The organism is Achromobacter sp. D7-1 (assembly GCF_059760445.1).
In genome coordinates this window covers 14,730-33,508 of the sequence record NZ_JCBAMT010000076.1, presented here as the reverse complement: position 1 = coordinate 33,508, position 18,779 = coordinate 14,730, and the positions used below count along the sequence as shown (strand labels likewise).

The window sequence follows — 18,779 nt, the reverse complement described above, 5'->3', positions numbered from 1 at the left end:
TGCAGCGAACCCGCGGCTGCGGCCGCCTCTTCCACCAGCGCCGCGTTCTGCTGCGTCACCTCGTCCATCTGCGACACCGCGCGGTTCACCTGGTCGATGCCGCTGGATTGCTCTTCCGACGCCGCCGAGATCTCGCCCATGATGTCCGTCACCCGCTTCACCGAGGCCACGATTTCCTGCATCGTCGCGCCAGCGCGTTCCACCTGCTGTGAACCCGCACCGACCTTGGTCACGGAGTCCTCGATCAGACCCTTGATTTCCTTGGCCGCCTGGGCGCTGCGCTGCGCCAGCGAACGGACTTCGCCCGCCACCACCGCAAAGCCCTTGCCCTGCTCGCCTGCGCGCGCCGCTTCCACCGCGGCGTTCAGCGCCAGGATGTTGGTCTGGAAGGCGATGCCGTCAATCACCGACACGATCTCGGAGATCTTGCGCGAGCTGGCCGAAATGCCTTGCATCGTGCTGACCACTTCCGACACCGCCGAACCGCCGCGCTCGGCCACGTCCGAAGCGCTGGCCGCCAGCTGATTGGCCTGGCGCGCATTGTCGGCGTTCTGCTTCACGGTCGAAGCCAGTTCTTCCATCGAGGCTGCAGTTTCCTCCAGCGAGGCGGCCTGTTCTTCCGTGCGGCTGGACAGGTCGGTGTTACCAGCAGAGATCTCACGCGAACCCACCGTAATCTCGTCGACGCCGCGGCGCACTACCGACACGGTGCGGGTCAAGCTTTCCTGCATGCGCTTGAGTGCGGCGAACAGCTGGCCGATCTCATTGTGCGAACGCACTTCCACGCGGCTGGTCAGATCTCCGGCGGCAATCTTGTCGAAATGCTGACCTGCCTCCACCAAGGGGCGCACCACCAGGCGGCCGAACACGATGCGGGCCAGAATCATCAGCAGCACCGCCAGGCCGACGGCCACGCCCACTGCCACCATGGCGAGGTTGAAATTGGCTTCGGCCTCGTCGATCGTGGCTTGCTGTTGGTCGCCGATGTACTTGCCGAACTCGCTGAGCGCCTCGATGAAGGCGGCGCTGCGGGGCGTGCCGTACTCGTTGTTCACCATATAGAAGGTGGAATAGTCTTCGCTGCGCAGGGCCTCGACCATGGTGTCCACGCCGTCGTCGATGTACGAACGGTAGCGGCGCACCAGGTTCATCGACAGCTGGCGGCCGGTGTCATCCTGCAGCATGTTCTTCTGGAAATCGGCGAAGCGGCTGCGCACGCCGGTCAACAGGTCCGTGGCGCCCTTCAAGGCTGCTGCGGCGTCGCGGGCCGAGTTCTCTCCGCTGCCCCAGCCGGATTCCTGCAGGTGGCGCGCGGCAACCATCAGGGCAACCCGCGCGCGCAGCATGTCGCTGTTGATCACTTCGACCTGCTTGGAACGCTCGGTCAAGGCATTGACCTCGCGGATCGACTCATAGTTGCTCTGCAGGAAGTACGCGGCCAGACCGCCCACCGCCGCGATCAACACGGCGAAGAACGCCATGACCCACAGCAACATGGTGCCGACGCGGGCATCGCGCAACCGCAGCTTGCGCTTCACCTTGGGCGCGCGCGCGGCCTTCTTCTTGCCGACCTTGCCGGATTTCGCACCGGATTCGAGACTCGCTTCCATATTATTTCCCCATCCCTCAGGAACTACTCTGACCAAATGAAAAACCACCCGATCGACATGCCTTGTTACACGAGGCATGCACTTCGGGCGACGTACATCGCGGCGCGCGCCGCGATGCTCCCCGCTGGACTACAGGGCGCTATTTGCCCTGAGGCTGCAACCCGGTCGGTTCACCCGGACCCGGGATGTAGATGGTCTGCACCTCGGGCGCCACGGTGGATGGCGCCACGTCCTGACGCAGGTCAGGCATAGGCGCGGGTCCCAGCAGCTTCTGGCGTTCCCAAGGTTCCAGCAAGATATTGGTGCTGTCGACGAGGCGCAGCAGCCGGCCGTCCGGGCCGAACTGCAACAGCGCTTCCTTGCGGCTGTACAAGCCGTCCGCGACGAAGGTGATTTTGAAGGCCCAGAGCGCGAGCAGCGTGCCGTCGGTCTGCTTATAGAGCTTGTCGGGCGGGGCGGTGAGCGTGCGCGATGCTTCTTCCAGCGTCGTCTGCCCCGGCGTCAGCATCGACAGCTTGCCCGGGTCGAAGTTATGCCCCGTCGCCGCGCAGCCGGCCAGAAACACCGCTATCGCGGCCGCCGCCAAAAGATGTATATAGCCTCGCATACCCTACCCATTTACCGGCCAGGCCGGTGTCAGAAAGATTCCCAATCGTCATCCGCTGGCGCAGCCCGGCGGCTCGGCGCCGTCGAGGGCTTTACCTCCGACGCGGCCGCCGGACGTACTGCGGGACGGCGCAGCGGCCTTGCCGCAGTCGCCCCTTCGGCTGCGGCCGGCTTGGCCCGCGCGGAATGCGTCAAACGTGCCGCTGGAACTGCCTTGGCCTCCGGGGCGAGCGACTCCACCTGCGCTGCGGGAGCCGCGGGAGCGACCGGGGCAGGCATGCGCGGCGCGCGGCGCTGGCCGGCCAACTGGTGCGCCGGGACTTCGATCACTTCGCCCGCGTTGATCTTGAACACGGCCACCGCTTCGGCCAGGCGCTCCGCCTGCTCCTGCAGCGATCCCGCGGCTGCGGCCGCCTCTTCCACCAGCGCCGCGTTCTGCTGCGTCACCTCATCCATCTGCGACACCGCGCGGTTCACCTGGTCGATGCCGCTGGATTGCTCTTCAGACGCCGCCGAGATCTCGCCCATGATGTCGGTCACCCGCTTCACCGAGGCCACGATCTCCTGCATCGTCGCGCCAGCGCGTTCCACCTGCTGCGAACCCGCGCCAACCTTGGTCACCGAATCCTCGATCAGACCCTTGATTTCCTTGGCAGCCTGGGCGCTGCGCTGCGCCAGCGAACGGACTTCGCCCGCCACCACCGCAAAGCCCTTGCCCTGCTCGCCTGCGCGTGCTGCTTCCACCGCGGCGTTCAGCGCCAGGATGTTGGTCTGGAAGGCGATGCCGTCGATCACCGACACGATCTCGGAAATCTTGCGCGAGCTGGCCGAAATTTCCTGCATGGTGTTGACCACTTCCGACACCGCCGAACCGCCGCGCTCGGCCACGTCGGAGGCGCTGGCTGCCAATTGGTTAGCCTGGCGCGCATTGTCCGCGTTCTGCTTCACGGTCGAAGCCAGTTGCTCCATCGATGCCGCGGTTTCCTCCAGCGAAGCCGCCTGTTCTTCCGTACGGCTGGACAGGTCCGTATTGCCTGCGGAAATCTCGCGCGAGCCCACGTTGATCTCGTCCACCCCGCGGCGTACCGACGCCACGGTGCGCGTCAGGCTTTCCTGCATGCGCTTGACCGCCGCCATCAGCGTGCCGATCTCGTTGGTCGAGGCCACGTCCACGCGGACGGTCAGGTCACCGCCGGCGATCTTGTCGAAACTGTCGCTGACGGCGCGCAAGGGGCGCAGGACCACGCGGTTCATGAACAGGAAAGCGCCCAGCCATACGGCTACGATCAGCACGGCCAGCACGACGTACACAATGGCCATCGTCGCCGCCTGCGAGCGCGACGACGACACCATCTCTTCGCTATAAGAGGTAATGTCCTTGGCGAATTCGGTCAATTGCTTCGAAAATGCCCCGCTCGCGGCGCCCGCCCGGGTGTTCTTCAGATCCAGGTAGGCTGCCGAATCGCCCTTGTCCAAGGCCGACATCATGGCTTGCAGCGCGTCGGCAAAGCCGTTGAACGACGAAATGAGGTCGCCTTCGGCGCTCTTGCCGACTGCCGTGGTCTTTGGAATGGTCTTGAAGGTCTCCATCTTCTTCTTGGCATCCGCAACCAATTGCTGCACCGTGCGCGTGTTCTCGCTGGCGCCGCTGGCGTCGCCCGTGGCCCGCTGCGCAGCGGCAATGTCGGCGCGTATCGTGGCACGCAGCATCTGCGTGTATGCGTCCTTGATCAGATTGGCCTGCTGAACGCTCAAACTGTCCAAGGCGTTGATCGCCTCGGAGTTGGCTCGCATGCTGTTCCAGCCCAGGACGATGGACACCAGCGCGGCCAAAGCCACGGCCAACTGGGCAAGCATCAAGCCCGTGCGCACCTTCAGATTGCTAAACATTTCCGTATATTCCGGTAGTCGTCCCGGCGGCATTCTTGCCGCCAGGCCGTAAATAGGGGGGTAGCTTTACTGCATGTGCTGCGTTGACGGATCCCTCCGTCAGAAAGACTCCCAATCGTCGTCCGACGAAGGCGTCGGGCGTCGGCTGGCTGCTGGCGCCGCAGCTGCGGCATCCTTGGCGCTCGCCGGGCGCATGGTCGGCCGACGTAGCGGACGAACGGTGGTGGCCGCTTCCGGGGCCGGCTTGGGCCGGGCGACTTGCGTCAACCGTGGCGCGGGCGCGGCCTTCGGGGCAGGTTCCACCGGCGGCGCCTCTGTCTTGGCGGGTTCGGCGGACGCCTTGCCTGCCGCAGCCACCTGCGGAGCCGGCATGCGCGGCGCGCTGCGTTGCGATGCCAATTGCTGCGCGGGGGCTTCGATCACTTCACCCGCGTTGATCTTGAACACGGCCACTGCTTCGGCCAGGCGTTGCGCTTGCTCTTGCAGCGAACCCGCGGCTGCGGCCGCCTCTTCCACCAGCGCCGCGTTCTGCTGCGTCACCTCGTCCATCTGCGACACCGCGCGGTTCACCTGGTCGATGCCGCTGGATTGCTCTTCCGACGCCGCCGAGATCTCGCCCATGATGTCCGTCACCCGCTTCACCGAGGCCACGATTTCCTGCATCGTCGCGCCAGCGCGTTCCACCTGCTGTGAACCCGCGCCGACCTTGGTCACCGAATCCTCGATCAGACCCTTGATTTCCTTGGCCGCCTGGGCGCTGCGCTGCGCCAGCGAACGGACTTCGCCCGCCACCACCGCAAAGCCCTTGCCCTGCTCGCCTGCGCGCGCCGCTTCCACCGCCGCGTTCAGCGCCAGGATGTTGGTCTGGAAGGCGATGCCGTCGATCACCGACACGATTTCGGAAATCTTGCGCGAGCTGGCCGAAATGCCTTGCATCGTGCTGACCACTTCCGACACTGCCGAACCGCCACGCTCGGCCACGTCCGAGGCGCTGGCCGCCAACTGATTGGCCTGGCGCGCGTTGTCGGCGTTCTGCTTCACGGTCGAGGCCAGCTGTTCCATCGAGGCCGCGGTCTCTTCCAACGAGGCTGCCTGCTGCTCGGTACGGCTGGACAGATCCGTATTGCCGGCCGAGATCTCGCGCGAACCCACGTTGATTTCGTCCACGCCCCGGCGAACCAGCGCCACCGTGCGGGTCAGGCTTTCCTGCATGCGCTTGATCGCGCCGAACAACTGGCCAATCTCATTGGTGCTGCGTACGTCGATGCGGCCGGTGAAATCGCCGCCCGAGATCTTCTCGAAATGATCGCCCGCTTCACGCAGCGGCCGCAGCACGGTCCGGCTGATGAACAGCCAGCACCCCAATGCCAAGGCCAAGGAAATCGCCAGCATCACGATCGTGACCGTACGCGAAACGCCGTGGGCCGTTTCGGCCTGCGAGACCAGCTCGTCGGTGCTGGAGTCGATATGCGCCAGCACCTCTCCCACTGCCTCTCTCAATGCCGTATTCGCAGCGCTGCCGGCGTCGTTCAAGTCCAGGTAGTCCTGCACGGCCATGGTCGACAGCGCAGTCACCTGACGCTTGACCACGCCGTCGAATTGCCTGTAGGCGCTCTCCAGCTTTTGATTTACAGCCTCCGAGCCTTCCAGGCGCGGCGCCTTGCGGTATGCGTCCAGCGCCTTGACGCCATCCTGCATCAAGCCTTCGGCGCGCTTGACCTGAGCGTTCGCCTGTTCGGTCTTGCCCTGCTGCAGATCCATCAGCGATGTCGCCAGCAGCAAACGGCCGCGCAAGAACAGGATATAGGAGCGGTTCAATTGCGCCGCCTGAGTGGAGTAGGCGTCATTGACCCGCTCCAGCTTCTCATTGCTCGAGTTCAGCCCCATCCAGGCGACGCCATTGGATATGAACATGGCGCCCGTGAAGAGCAGCAACACCAGAACGAGACAGGTGCGGACTTTCAAGTTGACAAGCATGGAATATCCGAACGTTAAGCAATGTGAAACGAGTATTTCCTACACTGCACGCACACACGGACGCCCCGGCCCCTGGCCAGTAGCGTCCGCAAAGGCGCAACTCTACGCACTCGATGGCGCGTTTTTTGACCTACCGCATTACTACTTGCGGCTGAACAGACTCGATCCCTGGATGGTCATGAATGCCGCCGACGCCGCTTGCAGCGCGACTTGGCGCAACGCGAGCTGGCTGGCGCCTTGGTAATAGTCCAGCTCTTCAAGATCCGACAGGGACTTGGAGTAAGACAGGCCCTTCTGCGTGCCCGTGGCGTTCAGTGCGTCCAGTTCATTCATCCGGGCGCCAACCGAAGCCTGCACCGTCAGAACGTTGTCGTAGGTGTTCGCCAGCTTCTTGTTGGCGGTTGCCAAAGCGTTTTTCAGCTTGGCGGTCGCCACGGGGTCGCCAGCGCTAGGCGCGTCCAAGGCAGCGATGACGTTGTCCAGAGTGGCGAACACGTCCATATCGGCGGATTGGACGCTTTCGACGTTGATCACGTCACCCGCGTTCGGGGCCCCCTTGACCGATACGGATACACCGCTGCCCAGATTGATCGTGGTGCCATCGGAGTAAGCCGTCGCAGGAGATCCCACAGCAGGCACGGTCGCGCTGGTACCGTCGGGATTCGTCGTCGTGACCCGATAGCCTATCGCTCCGGTCGCCGCGTCGGTTTCAAACTGCACCGCGAACTTCATGCCCGCATTAGCCGAACCCGGTGTCACAGATGCCGAGCCGAACTCGACGGTGCCAGTATTTGAGTTGGCCGTCGAAGTGACAAAGGCTTGCGAACCCGGATTGGCGCGGCCAAAAATGTCCTTGCCCAGATCGCTGGTGGACAGTTGGCGGCTTTGGTCCACCTGAATGGTCCGCTCTCCGACCGAATTGCTATAAACGATCTTGCCAGTCGCGTCCTTGGAGTACGGCATCACGCTGCCGTCATTGCCCGAGAACAGATACTGGCCATTGCCATCCGTCGTATTGGCAAGACCCAGCAAGGCATCGCGGGTGCCTTTGAGCGCTGTGGACAAGGTTTGGCGGTCGCTATCGGAGAGCACGCCACCCGACTGGATGATACGAGTCCGAGCTTCCTGCAAGGCGTTTGTCACCGCCGTCAAGGTATTGCTTTCCTGGCCCAGATTCGTGTTGGCGGTCTGGCGGTTCATGCCATACGTATTGTTCATGCTCTGGGTCTGCGCCACGCTGATGGCCAGCGCGGCGGCCAGGGGATCGTCCGCCGGCGTCAGGTTCTTGCGTCCGCTGCCGACCTGCTCGACCAGGCGGTTCATGTCGGATTCCTGAGAGAGAACGCCTTTCAGGCCGTTCGAATACATCATCGAGGTGCTCAGGCGCATGGTGAAGCTCCGAAATTTTCTTTATTGGTCACGATTCAACGATCCGATCAGCCGCGCAGACCCAGCAGCGTGTCGAACATGGTGCTGGCCACATCGATGATGCGGGCGCTGGCTTGATACTGTTCCTGGTATAGCGACAGGCTGACGTATTCTTCGTTCAGGTTGACGCCCGAAACCGCCTGCTGCGCCGCAGCCTTCTGCGTGATCAGGTTGGCCTGCGCGGTCGCCGCGGACTTGAGCTGAGCGGTCTGGACCCCGACGGTATTCACGACCTGGCCGAACATGTCGTTCACGCTCATCGTGCCGTTGCCCAGCACCTTGCTGTTCTGCAGTTGCGCCAGCTTCAGCGCGTTCTTGCCGTTGGCGTCACCGCCCTCTGCGTCAGCCGCGGCGATCTTATAGGGATCGCTGATCAGCACGGTGAGGTCGCGCGCGGCGTCACGCGTAGGAGCCAGTGACCATTTGTCGCCAGCCTGGGGCGGCTCGCTGATGGTCAGGGTAACGCCCATCTCACTGTCGAGATTCAGCGTGCCGGGCGTGCCGGTCGCCGGGCCGTTGTAGACCTGCGAGCCTTCCGGCATGCGCAGCACCCGGTAGTTCGTGCCGTCGAAGGAAATCTCGTATTCCTTGGCATTGATGTTGTTCAGGTTCGTGAACTGGCCGGAAATCGACGCGTTGCTCTTGTTCTGCGCATTGGGCACGCCCTGCGGCGAACCGATGCCGAAGAAGTCCGTGCCAGGATTACCGTTCTGATCCAGGCCCTGCTTGTGCTGCGCATTGAAGGACAGCGCCAGGCCGACGGCCATCTGGCCCAACTGGCTTTGCATGACATCCAGCGACGTTGCGCGGAACTGCAGCAAACCGCCCAGCGAACCGCCGGTCACTTCCGTATCGTTCAGTTCCACGGCGACCGTCTTACCCGCGCCGGCTGGCAGCGTATAAGCAATGGTGGTGCGCCCCACGTCCTTGGACGAAGCTACCGCTTGCAGCGGATAGATGGTGTTGCCCGACAGCAGGGCTTGCCCGCCACTGGCCAGCGTGATGTTGATCTTGTCGCCTTGCTCGTAGGTGGTGACGCCCACCAGCTGATTCAGTTCCATGACCGCCTGGTCACGCTGATCCAGGAGATCGTTCGGAGGACTGCCGCCCGCCTTGCCCGTAGCCAGCGAGATCTGCTGGTTCAGGTCGTCGATACGCGTCAGATAGCTGTTGACCTGCTCGACCGTCGTGGTGATCTGCGTATTCAGGCCGATGCGCTGATTCTGCATTTCGGTGTAGGCGGAACGGATCTGGGTGGCCAGGCTGTTGGCCTTGCCCAGCAAATCCTGACGCGCAGCGGGGTCGGCCGGCTTGCTGGCCACCGCGTTCATGCTGGTGAAGAAATTGGTCAAGCCCGGCGCGATGCCGACGGTGCGGTCCGCAAACAGGTTGTTGATCGCTGAAACCTGGTTGTATTGCGTCTGGAGCTGGGCGCCGCTGCCCTGCGCGCCTACCAGTTGCTTGTACAGGAAGCTGTCGTAGCTGCGCTCGACCGTGTCGACCTGGACCCCACGGCCAATGTAGCCGTTGCTGGTGGCCTGGGCGCCGGCGGTCGAAACCATGACGCGCTGGCGGTTGTAACCGACCGTGGTGGCATTGTTGATATTGTGGCTGGTGGTGGCCAGCCCTGCCTGAGCGGCGTTCAGCCCGCCCAGCGCCAATTTATACATGTTCATGCTGACAATGCCCCGTATTTAACCGCTGATATACCTGGATATCCAATTAACGGCAGGAGATGATCCGAATTTAGAGTCCTTCCAACATCTGGCGAGAAATTTCCACCTTGGATGCCGCGCCACGTAGCTGACCCATGACGCCGATCAGCTTTTGCGCATACTGCGGATCCGTCGCGTAGCCCGCGGCCTGGATCTTGCGCGCCGCCTCGATCTCGTTGCGCGCCTGCGTGACGGCCTCGTAGCGCGGGCTGTTACCGATCAGGCGGGCATAATCCGCGAACGATTCCTCGTAGGAAGCGTAGGCACGGAAGGGCTGCGTCACCTTTTTCGCCACACCGTCTTCGTATTCGGTGGTGAGCACATTGACGACCTGGCCCTTCCAGCTGGATCCCGCCTTGATGCCGAACAGGTTGTAGCTGGTGCTGCCGTCCTGGTGCTTGATCTCGCGCTTACCCCAGCCCGACTCCAGCGCCGCCTGGCCCATGATGAGACGCGCGGGCACGCCGCTTTGCTGCGAAGCCAGATTGGCCGCGCGCGACATCTTGGAAACGAAGGCGACCACATGGTCTGGCGCGCCTTCCGCCGCGGCCAGCGCCCGGTTCTGGGCGCTGTTGTTGCGCATCACGTTCAGCAACGCCGAAACTTCGCGCGAACCCGCGGAACGGAAATCGGGGTCAGCGCCCTCTCCCAGGCGCTTGACCGCATCCGCGCCCAGCTCGCCGGGCTTGCCTTGCTGCATCTGCGCCAGAATGGCGCCGGACAGGCCGATGCCAGGCGACGCCAGGTGCAAAGCCAACTGCTCGTCCGCCATGGACTGCAGCATCTGGGTCTGCTGCGAATCGAACAGCCCCTCCTTGGGGGTGGCTTCGCGCATGCGCTTGACCATCATCTGCAGGAACAGGGCCTCGAACTGCTTGGCCACCTGCTTCTGCTGTTCGGTCCCTTCCGGGTCCTTCTTGACGTCGCGCTTCAAATCCGACAAACGGCCCATGTCAAAGACCGAATCCTGCCGGCTGGCGCCGCGCGCCGCATCGTTGGTGTACGCCATGGCCGTCAGATGATTTCCAGTTCGGCGCGCAAGGCGCCCGCGGTCTTCATGGCCTGCAGGATCGCCAGCAGGTCCTGGGGCGTGGCGCCCAAGGCGTTCAGACCCTTGACCACATCCGCCAGATTGGCGCTGGTGCTCACCCGTTGCAGCGAACCGTTTTCCTGCCGCACTTCGATCTGGGTATTGGGCACCACTACCGTCTGCCCTTCCGTGAACGGCGTGTCGGGCTGCGACACCTGGTTTTGACGGTTGATGATGACCGACAGGTTACCGTGCGCGACGGCGGCTTCTTCGATCATGACGGTGCGGTTCATGACGACCGAACCCGTGCGGGCATTGATGATGACCTTGGCCACCGTGGGCGCGCGCGCCACCTGCAGGTCTTCCACCTGCGACAGGAAGCGCGCCTGCGAGGCCTGCTCCATGGGCGTGCGCACCTGCACGACACGGCCGTCCAGCGCGGTGGCGGTGCCTTGTCCGAACTTGCGGTTCAGCGCCATGGCCACATTCTGCGCCGTACCGAAATCGGTATTGTTCAATTCCACATGAATGTAGCCGTCACGCGAAAACGTGGTGGGTACGCCCCGCTCGACGATGGCGCCCGCGCTGATGCGGCCGCCGTTCAACTGGTTGATCTGCACGCTCGAACCGCCGGCGGAAGCGCCCGCGCCACCCACCAGGATGTTGCCCTGGGCGATGGCGTAGACCTGGCTGTCGGCGCCCTTGAGCGGGGTCATCAGCAAGGTGCCGCCGCGCAGGCTCTTGGCGTTACCCATGGACGAAACCACCACGTCCAGGGTCTGGCCCGGCCGGGCGAATGCGGGCAAGGTGGTCGTGACCATGACGGCCGCCACGTTCTTGAGCTGCATATTGCTGCCGGCGGGCACCGTAATGCCTAGCTGGGACAGCATATTGGTCAGGCTTTGCTGGGTAAATGGCGTCTGGCGCACCTGGTCGCCGCTGCCATCCAGGCCCACCACCAGGCCATAGCCGATCAGCTGGTTGCCCCGCACGCCCTGGATCGAAGCCAGGTCCTTGAGCCGCTCGGCATGAGCCGCGCCTGCGCCGGCCACCAGCCCGACCGAAACGCAGACGCGCGCCAACAAGGACAACAAGGCGGATATCGGATTCGGTTGTTTCATGTTCAGAACGGCGAAGCGATCAGGAAGAAGCGTTGCAGCCAGCCCATGGTCTGGACTTCGTCCATGACGCCCTTGCTGCGGTACTCGATGCGAGCGTCGGCCACCTGGGTGGACGACACGGTGTTGGTGCCGGTGATGGAGCGCGGGTCGACCACCCCCGAGAAGCGCACGAATTCGCTGCCCCGGTTGATGGCGATCTGCTTTTCACCCGCGACCTGCAGGTTGCCGTTGGACATCACCCCCACCACCGTGGTGGTGATGGTGCCGGTGAAGGCATTGTTCGCGGTGCTGTCGCCCTTGCCCTGCGACACGTTGCCGCCCTTGGCGTCGGTGTTCAGGTTGGCGTTGGCCCAGCTGTCCATGAAGGACGGCGCCGCGGCGATGCCCAGGCTGGCACTGCCGCTGCGGTTGGTATTGGTGGCGACGTTCTTGGAGGCGTTGGTCTTCTCGTTCAGGACGATGGTGACGATGTCCCCCACGTTGCGCGGCCGACGGTCCTCGAACAAGGGATAGTTGCCGTAGGTGGTCGGCTGGTAGATCGAGCCCGTGGGCTGCGCCATCGGCGCGGCCGGCGGCGGCGGCGCGGCCGTGGTCGGCCCGGTCACGATAGGCTCGGGCGGGATCATGGCGCAACCGGCCACCAGCATAGCCAGTGCCGCACTCGATACCAGGCGCAGGACAGACATGGACATCACAGTTGGGTCAGGCGGGCCAGCATTTCGTCCGAGGTCTTGACGGCCTTGCTGTTCATTTCGTAGGCGCGCTGCGTGGTGATCATGTTGACCAGTTCTTCAGCGACGTTGACGTTGGAGGTTTCGACGTACTTCTGCATGATGGAACCCGCGCCGTCCACGCCCGGCTGCAGCAGGTTGGCGGGACCCGATGCGTCGGTTTCGAGGTACAGGTTTTCGCCGATGCTCTGCAGGCCGGTGGGGTTGATGAACGTCGCGATCTGCAACTGGCCGATCTGCACGTTGATGCCGGCAGCGCCAGGCTGCGTCACCGAGACGATGCCGTCGTTGCCGATCGAGATCGACAGCGCGTTGTCGGGGATGTTCATCGGCGGCTGGATCACATAGCCGCTGACGGTAGTCAGCTGGCCGTTCTGGTCGCGTTGCAGGGCGCCATCGCGGGTATAGGCCTGGGTGCCGTCGGGCAATTCGATCTGCAGAAAGCCGCGGCCGTTGATGGCGATGTCCATCTCGCTGCCGGTGTTGTTCAGGTTGCCTGCGGTGTGGATGCGCTCGGTCGCGGCCACGCGCGCGCCGGTACCCAGCTGCAGGCCGGACGGCAGCTGGGTAGCGTCGCCGACCTGGGCGCCGGGTTGGCGCAGCGTCTGGTACATCAGGTCCTGGAACACGGCGCGGCCGCGCTTGAAACCATTGGTGGAGACGTTGGCCAAGTTGTTCGAAATCACGTCCATGGAGGTCTGCTGACCTTCCAGGCCCGTCTTGGCGATCCACAGCGAACGCATCATGATGTAGTACTCCTGGTGGCGCGGCCCGGCCGCGCGCGAAAATTGTTTCTAGTTCAGTTGCCGTATCAGGCGCTTACCGACAGGATGCCGTTGGCGCGTTCGGCGTTGCGGTCCGACTGCTGGATCACCTGCATCTGCTGCTCGAAGCGGCGGGCGTTGGCGATCATGCCCACCATCGCCGCCATGGGATTGGTGTTGCTGCCTTCCAGCACGCCCGACAAGAGCCGCAGGCTGGGATCGGCGGGCACCGGAGGCGCAGGCTGGCCATTCACGGGCGCCATGCGGAACACGCCGTCGTCGCCGTGCACCAGCTGATCGTTCTGCGGGCTGGCCAGCTTGATCCGGCCCAGGTTCAGGATATTGTTCGGCGCATCGCCGGCGCCGATGGCGGTAATGGTGCCGTCGGCGGTGATGGTCAGGGCAGCCTGGTCGGGTATGTCGATGGGACCACCCTGGTCCGACAGCACAGGCTGGCCCAGCGAGGTCTGCAGCAGGCCGTTGATGCCGACCTGCAGGCCGCCGGCGCGGGTATAGGCCTCGCCTTGCGGCGTCTGCACGGCGATCCAGCCGCGCTCGCTGGACAAGGCCACGTCCAGGTCCCGGCCCGTGGTCTGCATATTGCCCATCTGGAAGCTGTTGCGCGGCGTGGACGCCACCGTCGAAACGCGCGTGGGCAGACTCGTCCCGTCCGTGACCGGCACCGAGCGGTACAACGCGATCTGCTCGCGGAAACCCGCCGTGTTCACGTTGGCCATGTTGTTGGAAAGCGCGGCCTGATGCTCGGTGATGCGCGCCGCGCCATTCATGGCGGTGTAGATGATACGGTCCATTGCCTATTCCGTCGGTGTCGTCACTTGCCTGCCAGGCTTACTTCAGGTTCATCAGGACTTGCATGATTTCGTCCTGGGTCTTGATGGTTTGCGAGTTGGCCTGGTAGGTGCGCTGGGCGATGATCATGTTGACCAGCTCCTTGCTCATGTCGACGTTGGACGACTCGGTGGCCTGGCCCACGACCTTGGACAGGCCGTTGCTGCCAGGCTGGCCCAGGATGGGCTGGCCGGAGGCGGAGGTTTCCGTCCAGGCGTTGTTGCCCACGGGCTGCAGGCCCTGCAGGTTGGAGAAGTCGGCCAGCACGATGGTGCCGACGATCTGGGTCTCGCCGTTGGTGTAGCTGGCCACGATGCTGCCGTCGCCGCTGATATTGATGCCGCTGAACTCGCCGGAAGCGTATCCATCCGGCTTGGCGACCAGCTTGTAGGCGCTGCCGAACTGGGTGGTGCCCGCGTAGTTCATCGCGATGTTGATCGGATCCGCTGGCGTGGTGCCGCCACCCGGGGTGGCGAAGGACAGGTTGACAACAGGCGCGCTGGTCATCACGCCGGCCTTGTTGAACGTGAACTTCTGCGGGTTGCCCCAGACGCCGGCCGCTTCGGTGGTCGGCGCCATGGCCTGGCCGTCGATCGTGTAGTAGACGTCATAGGTGCTGGTGTCCGCAGTGGCCGCCGGGCGCTTCACGAAATACTGCATGACCTGGTGGGAGTTGCCCAGCGAGTCAAACACAGTCATCGGCGAGGCGTTGGTATAGGTGTTGGACAGCTTCGGGTCGAATGGCTTGCCAGTCTCGACGACAGCCGCCGTGTACTCAGTGAACGCACCCATCTTCGACAGATCACCGCCCGTGATAACGCCACCCGCGCCCACGGTTACCGTTTCCGTACCGACGGTGAAGGTGGAGCCTGCGGCGGGCAGCGCACCACCAGCCGGTACGGTATCCACCAGTGTCGCCGTTCCCGTGCCGTCACGGGTGAAGGTGTACGCAGTGCCAGGCGCCGCGCCCAGCGTGACCTTCCCGGGGACAGCCGCCTTGGTTTGCGTAGCCGTTTCGTAGATGACTTTCGCGTTGGCGTCCAGGTTGGCCACGGTGGTACCCGTGGACGTCGCTAGCGGAGCCACGTTCGCCGTGGGCAGCTGCAACTCAACCGGATTCGCGCCAACGGAGCCCGGCGGATAGCCCGTCAGTCGATACCCCTGGGCATTCACGATGAAGTTGTTCTTGTCGACCAGGAATTCGCCGTTGCGGGTGTACATCACCGCGCCGCTCTGGTCAGTGACGCGGAACATGCCCTTGGCGCCGTCGATCGCAATGTCGTATTCGCCGCCGCCGCCGTTCACCGTACCCACGGTAAAGCGCTGGTTGATGGCCGCGACCTTCACACCCAGGCCGACGCGCGAACTGGCGTAGACGTCGGCGAACGATGCAGTCGCCGACTTGAAGCCGACGGTGCCGGAGTTGGCGATGTTGTTGCCGATGACGTCCAGGTTCTGCGCCGCGGCGTTCAAGCCGCTCAATCCTTGTCCGAAACCCATGTTTTTTCTCGCTAATCTTTAACTAGGGAAGCCGCCGCCCATGCGCCGGCACCGATACATTGCGCCCGCTTCAGGCGCCGATTACCTTGCGCACATCCAGCATGCTGGTCTGGCCGTCCAGGCCCAGATCCAGACGCAGGCCTTCGGTGGAATACGCCACGCTCTTGACCTGGCCGTAGCTCAGCACTTCTGCATTCACCTTCTTGCCGTCGGCATCCGTGGCCATGACGGACACGGTGTACGCGCCCGGCTCCAGCACAACGCCGCTATCGTTCTTGCCATCCCAGGACAGCGTGTACACGCCGGGCTTCTGGTCCGTCGTTTCGATCGTACGCACCACCGCGCCGTTCGCGTCTGAAATACGGATCTGCACTTTCTGGGCGTCGCCCTGCAGGTCCAGGCCATAGGGAGTAACAACACGGGCCTCGGGATTCGCCGCATCCACGCCGGACTTGATCTTGGAGCCGGGGATCAGCACGCCCTTGCCTATCATGGCCACGGCATTCATCGACTGAGAAACATCGATCTGCCCGCTGATGGCGAGCATGGTGTTCTTCAGGTTGGTGATGCCTTCCACGGTGGAGATCTGGGCCAGCTGGGAGGTCAGCTCGGCGTTCTGCATCGGATTCAGGGGATCCTGGTTCTGCAGCTGGGTAACCAGCAGCTTCAGGAACTGGTCCTGCAGGCCTTGGGCCGTGCTGCTGCCGTTGGCGCCGGTTTGCGCCAGGCCCAGGCCGGTCTTGCTCGTTGATTGGTCGATAGTGGTCATGGATACACGGGTTCCGGAAATTAGGACTGGCCGATGGTCAGCGTCTTCTGCATCAGGGCCTTGGCGGTATTGAGCACTTCCACGTTCGCCTGGTACGAGCGCGAGGCCGCGATCATGTTCACGGTTTCAGCCACCGGGTCAACATTGGGCATGCTGACGTAGCCCTGCGCGTCGGCCAACGGGTGTTGCGGGTCGTAGACCTGTTTCAAGGGTGATTGATCCTCGATCACGCCAGCCACGCGCACGCCGCCGATCTCCTGGCCCAAGGCCTGGCCCGCCGGGGGATTCACCTGGAACACGACCTGGCGGGCGCGGTACGGTTTGCCATCGGGGCCGACCACGCTGTCGGCGTTGGCCATGTTGCTGGCCGCCACGTTCATGCGCTGCGATTGCGCGCTGAGCGCCGAACCGGCGATATCGAAAATGCTCAACAAGGACATTGCCTGCCGCTCCCTTTTGAAATCATTCCTGAATTGCGGCCATCATGGTCCGGATACGGCCAGACAGCATCTGCATCGTGCTTTGGTAATGCAGGGTGTTATCCGCGAATTGCACGCGCTCGATGTCCATGTCCACCGTATTGCCGTCCATGCTGGGCTGGTACGGCAGGCGGTACAGCAGTTCCGTCGGGCCCTGCGATACTGCCTTGGCCGGAATGTGGCGCGCGGACGTCAGCGTGAGCGAGGTATCGGGCAGGCGCTTGGTGCCTTCCATGGCGTTGGCCATTGCCGTCTTGAAGTCGAAATCACGCGCCTTGTAATTGGGCGTATCGGCGTTGGCGATGTTCGACGACAGCACTTCCTGGCGTTGCGCGCGCAGTCCCAGGGACTGCTGGAAGAAGCGGAAATCTTCATTAAGCCGGTCTAGCATCGGGGCGCCTTGGTGCGTTGCAATTCAGATAAAACGAGGGACGCCGGACAGACCGTTATCCCATTGGATGACGGCATCATAGGGGCCAGGGGCTCGACACAATCAGCCAAATAACCCGTCATTTCTCATCCAATTCACGTATTGCCGAATGCCGCGGACTTCTACAATTCATCCATCATGAAAATATCCGCAACCCGACTCCGCGCGCGCGCCGGCTGCCTGGCCGCCCTGCTGCTGCCCCTGGCTGCCGCGCAGGGGCAGGAAGCGGCGACTCAGGCACCCGAGGCGATCGCCCTCGTGGCGCAGACCTATCTGCTGGATCAGCTGGCTGGCCTGCCCGGACAGCCGTCGGTCGCGATCGACCCGCCGCGCGCAGAACGCCTGGCGCCCTGCGACGTCATGTCCCCATTTATGCCGTCCGGCATGAAACTGCGTTCGCGCATGACGGTTGGGGTACGCTGCAACGCGCCCAAACCCTGGACGGCCTATGTCCAGGCAACGGTAAGCGTGCCGGGTCACTATTACGTCGCCGCGCGGCTGATTGCGGCAGGACAGGCGCTGACGCCGGACGACCTCGCGCCGCGGGACGGCGACCTGATCGCCCTGCCCCCAGGCGCAATTACGGATCCGCAAGCCGTGGCGGGGATGACGGCGGTGCACCGGATCAATGCCGGGCAAGCGGTGCGGAGTTCCGGGTTGCGCAACGCACAATCGGTGCTGCGCGGCGCCAATGTCCGCATCAACGCGCGCGGCAAAGGCTTCGTGGTCAGCAGCGAAGGGCAGGCGCTCGACAACGCGGCGCCGGGCGCCACCGTGCAGGTGCGCACCGCGGGCGGCCAAGTCGTGAGCGGCGTGGTGCGCAACGCCAGCCTGGTCGAAATACAACTGTAATTGTTGTTACATGTCGCATCGCACCATACACCGCCCGTCCCCTAAAGTTCTTTCCGGCCCTGCCGTTACTGAGGCATAAGTAGGCGATTCCGTCGCACAACCGACCTTGGACGCCCCGCGGAGAAAATCTTGAAGATCAATTCCACCACCAACCGCCCCCTATCGGCTGACACCGTCGCGCCTCGCGCCGACTCGGCCGTTGCCCAGGCCTATGGCGCGGGCAGCGCCAGCGGCTCCAGCAGCTCGCAGGTGGCGCTGAGCTCAGCGTCGCGCAAGCTGTTGGCGCTGCAGGACGGCTCCAATGACATCAACGTCGAACGCGTGGCCGCCATCCGCGCCGCCATCGCCTCGGGTCAGTTGAAGATCGACACCGGCCGCATTGCGGACAGTCTGATCGCCAGCGCCCGCGATCTGCTGAAGTAACCCCGAACCTCCCGAGCCGAACAGCATGACCATGAGCACCGTCGAATCCCTTCAATCCTGCTTGCGGCAGGAAGATACCCTGATCACCGAGTTCTCCGCCATTCTGGAAGAAGAGACCGAAGTGTTAGTGGGCTTGGGAAGCGTCGGCTCGCTGCAGGAAATCACCGAACGCAAGGGCGAGGTCGCCCGCAAGCTCGTGGACCTGAGCCAGGCCCGCGACTCTTTGCTCGCGGAAATCGGTCTGCCGGCAGGACACGCCGGCACGGAGCAGGCGGCCGTTCTGCACCCGCAGTTGTCAGGCGTGTGGCAGGCCCTGTTGAGCAAATCGGCATCCGCCAATGAAATCAATATGCGCAACGGCGCGCTCATCGACGTGCATCTGCGCTATACGCAGCAATCGCTGGACGCGCTGCGCAACATGGGCGCCGCTGGCGGCGCCCTGTCCACCTACGACGCCCGCGGTCGCGGCGCACGCACCGCCCCGGGCCGCAAGCCCATCGTGGCCGGCTGAACCACAACACGGTTGAACAGCGGCGCTTGCACAGCGCGGCGCGATCCGCAGATTGCGTTGCAGCGCGCATGTTCTTGCGCAAAAGCGCCAGTTC

18 protein-coding genes are annotated in these 18,779 nt (G+C 63.8%); 3 read left to right on the top strand and 15 right to left on the bottom strand.

What is annotated here, in order from left to right; translation table 11 throughout:
- The 15 genes from AC6LKD_RS25540 to flgB all read right to left on the bottom strand — a co-directional run.
- The coding region (locus tag AC6LKD_RS25540; protein WP_498117821.1) for a methyl-accepting chemotaxis protein at nt 1-1,610 on the bottom strand (1,610 nt) is incomplete at its 3' end.
- 139 nt (nt 1,611-1,749) lie between these two features.
- Nucleotides 1,750-2,217, bottom strand: a complete 468-nt coding sequence (locus tag AC6LKD_RS25535; RefSeq protein WP_207472538.1) for a hypothetical protein — start codon at nt 2,215-2,217, stop codon at nt 1,750-1,752.
- Between the two features lie 29 nt (nt 2,218-2,246).
- Complete coding sequence (locus tag AC6LKD_RS25530; protein ID WP_498117820.1) at nt 2,247-4,106, bottom strand: methyl-accepting chemotaxis protein; 1,860 nt, start codon at nt 4,104-4,106, stop codon at nt 2,247-2,249.
- A 99-nt stretch (nt 4,107-4,205) separates the two neighbouring features.
- Nucleotides 4,206-6,083 carry a methyl-accepting chemotaxis protein gene (locus AC6LKD_RS25525; RefSeq protein WP_498117819.1) on the bottom strand — a complete coding sequence of 626 codons (1,878 nt, stop codon included), beginning with the start codon at nt 6,081-6,083 and terminating at the stop codon, nt 4,206-4,208.
- A 141-nt stretch (nt 6,084-6,224) separates the two neighbouring features.
- On the bottom strand, nt 6,225-7,472 hold the full coding sequence (gene flgL, locus AC6LKD_RS25520; protein WP_492275662.1) for a flagellar hook-associated protein FlgL: 1,248 nt from the start codon (nt 7,470-7,472) through the stop codon (nt 6,225-6,227).
- Nucleotides 7,473-7,519: 47 nt separating this feature from the next.
- The gene (gene flgK / locus AC6LKD_RS25515; RefSeq protein WP_013393397.1) at nt 7,520-9,187 is read right to left on the bottom strand and encodes a flagellar hook-associated protein FlgK; all 1,668 of its coding nucleotides are present in this window, start codon (nt 9,185-9,187) and stop codon (nt 7,520-7,522) included.
- 70 nt (nt 9,188-9,257) lie between these two features.
- A complete protein-coding gene (gene flgJ, locus AC6LKD_RS25510; protein WP_013393396.1) occupies nt 9,258-10,235 on the bottom strand; it encodes a flagellar assembly peptidoglycan hydrolase FlgJ in 978 nt (325 codons plus the stop codon).
- A 5-nt stretch (nt 10,236-10,240) separates the two neighbouring features.
- Nucleotides 10,241-11,377, bottom strand: a complete 1,137-nt coding sequence (locus AC6LKD_RS25505; protein ID WP_424238444.1) for a flagellar basal body P-ring protein FlgI — start codon at nt 11,375-11,377, stop codon at nt 10,241-10,243.
- Nucleotides 11,378-11,379: 2 nt separating this feature from the next.
- Nucleotides 11,380-12,069 carry a flagellar basal body L-ring protein FlgH gene (locus AC6LKD_RS25500; RefSeq protein ID WP_041653448.1) on the bottom strand — a complete coding sequence of 230 codons (690 nt, stop codon included), beginning with the start codon at nt 12,067-12,069 and terminating at the stop codon, nt 11,380-11,382.
- Nucleotides 12,069-12,854 (bottom strand): flagellar basal-body rod protein FlgG, encoded by a 786-nt coding sequence (flgG, locus tag AC6LKD_RS25495; RefSeq protein WP_013393393.1) that lies wholly within the window; start codon nt 12,852-12,854, stop codon nt 12,069-12,071. The genes AC6LKD_RS25500 and flgG overlap by 1 nt, the downstream gene beginning before the upstream one ends.
- A 65-nt stretch (nt 12,855-12,919) precedes the next feature.
- A complete protein-coding gene (locus AC6LKD_RS25490) occupies nt 12,920-13,684 on the bottom strand; it encodes a flagellar basal body rod protein FlgF (protein WP_013393392.1) in 765 nt (254 codons plus the stop codon).
- A 37-nt stretch (nt 13,685-13,721) separates the two neighbouring features.
- Nucleotides 13,722-15,221 (bottom strand): flagellar hook-basal body complex protein, encoded by a 1,500-nt coding sequence (locus AC6LKD_RS25485; RefSeq protein WP_498117818.1) that lies wholly within the window; start codon nt 15,219-15,221, stop codon nt 13,722-13,724.
- Between the two features lie 70 nt (nt 15,222-15,291).
- On the bottom strand, nt 15,292-15,990 hold the full coding sequence (locus AC6LKD_RS25480) for a flagellar hook capping FlgD N-terminal domain-containing protein (RefSeq protein WP_013393390.1): 699 nt from the start codon (nt 15,988-15,990) through the stop codon (nt 15,292-15,294).
- A gap of 20 nt (nt 15,991-16,010) precedes the next feature.
- On the bottom strand, nt 16,011-16,430 hold the full coding sequence (gene flgC, locus AC6LKD_RS25475; RefSeq protein ID WP_013393389.1) for a flagellar basal body rod protein FlgC: 420 nt from the start codon (nt 16,428-16,430) through the stop codon (nt 16,011-16,013).
- 22 nt (nt 16,431-16,452) lie between these two features.
- Complete coding sequence (gene flgB, locus AC6LKD_RS25470) at nt 16,453-16,860, bottom strand: flagellar basal body rod protein FlgB (RefSeq protein WP_013393388.1); 408 nt, start codon at nt 16,858-16,860, stop codon at nt 16,453-16,455.
- A gap of 177 nt (nt 16,861-17,037) precedes the next feature.
- Between flgB and flgA the strand changes: the two genes are divergently transcribed.
- The 3 genes from flgA to AC6LKD_RS25455 all read left to right on the top strand — a co-directional run bounded on the left by flgA (nt 17,038) and on the right by AC6LKD_RS25455 (nt 18,685).
- A complete protein-coding gene (gene flgA, locus AC6LKD_RS25465; protein ID WP_498117817.1) occupies nt 17,038-17,751 on the top strand; it encodes a flagellar basal body P-ring formation chaperone FlgA in 714 nt (237 codons plus the stop codon).
- A gap of 129 nt (nt 17,752-17,880) precedes the next feature.
- On the top strand, nt 17,881-18,174 hold the full coding sequence (gene flgM / locus AC6LKD_RS25460; RefSeq protein ID WP_013393386.1) for a flagellar biosynthesis anti-sigma factor FlgM: 294 nt from the start codon (nt 17,881-17,883) through the stop codon (nt 18,172-18,174).
- Between the two features lie 31 nt (nt 18,175-18,205).
- A complete protein-coding gene (locus AC6LKD_RS25455; protein WP_498117822.1) occupies nt 18,206-18,685 on the top strand; it encodes a flagella synthesis protein FlgN in 480 nt (159 codons plus the stop codon).
- The last annotated feature ends 94 nt before the right edge of the window (nt 18,686-18,779 follow it).